Annotated in this window: 1 protein-coding gene; it reads right to left on the bottom strand. The window is 73.4% G+C overall.

Features of this window, described 5'->3' with window-relative positions:
- Positions 1-1,040: hypothetical protein (locus ACFVXH_RS41190; RefSeq protein ID WP_387831220.1), on the bottom strand; the 1,040-nt coding region annotated here is incomplete at both ends.

The raw sequence follows: 1,040 nt of genomic DNA, 5'->3' as shown, positions 1-1,040 counted from the left end.
GCACAGCACCTCGGTCCGGCCCTTCCCGCCGGCCATGTCCTCGCCCGTCTGGTTCGGCCCCTGGAAATAGGGCACGACCTTGGGCCGGGCCTGGGTGCCGTGCAGCGTGGACATGAGGTAGACCATCAGCGCGTCCAGCAGGACTTCCGGGGTCTCGGCTCCGCCCCATCCTCCCCGGCCGGGCTGCTTGGCCTTGTCGAACCGGTGCTCATAGGCGGGCACCGCCACGGTGACCCGGGAGTCCCGCGCGTTCTCGTCGGCCAGGACCAGCGTCATCCATGCGGTGAGCCCGGCCGGGTGCAGCTCGGCCACCGGCGACCCGGCCCCCGGAATTGCCCAGGCGTGCGCCACGGGGTTCATCGCCCCGGGCGGCTTCACCGGCTGGTCCTCGGCCAGGCCCTTGGCCGCCCGGGTCTGGGCCATGCCCAGCTCGCGCCGCTCCTCGAACGTCGGCAGGCCCATGGCCTCCATCGCCTCCTGGTGGACCCAGAGCGTCTTCAGCCCGTACGCGGCCACCAGGGCGGGCACGTCGTCCACCGAGGAGGGCACGGGCACCTTCACCGGCTCGCAGTTCGGCAGGTGCAGCACCCCGTTGCCCAGCACCCCGAACCGGGTCGCGGACAGCGTGCGGCCGGTCGCCCGCGCGGACAGCGACGCGAACGGCCGGTCCGTCACCCGCTCCTCGGGGGCCGGGAACACCACGCGCGGCGGGGACGTCGGCCGAGGCGGGGCCTGCACGGGACTGGTGACGTCATGACGCCGCGACGCGGCGACGTCATCGGACGTGTCCTGTACTGCTGTTTCCCTCTTGCGGAATGCCTCCAGGGCCCGGCTCTCGGCCGCCACGGTGGCCGAGTCGTCGTCCGGTACCGGAGCCTGATCCGGGGTCACCTGCGGCGGTGTCTCGCGGTCCGCGAACGCCTCCTGGGCGGCCGTGGGGTCGAAGATGTACGCCCGGCCCGGCAGCGCGTCGCGCAGCTCCCGGGTGGCGTGCTTGGACGCCAACTTCGCCTTCTCGGTCGTCTTCAGCACCCCGCGCC

It is taken from the genome of Kitasatospora sp. NPDC058184 (assembly GCF_042883725.1).
GTDB lineage: Bacteria > Actinomycetota > Actinomycetes > Streptomycetales > Streptomycetaceae > Kitasatospora.
Note: the sequence above shows the minus strand (reverse complement) of the source record. Positions and strands in the feature narration are given on the sequence as shown.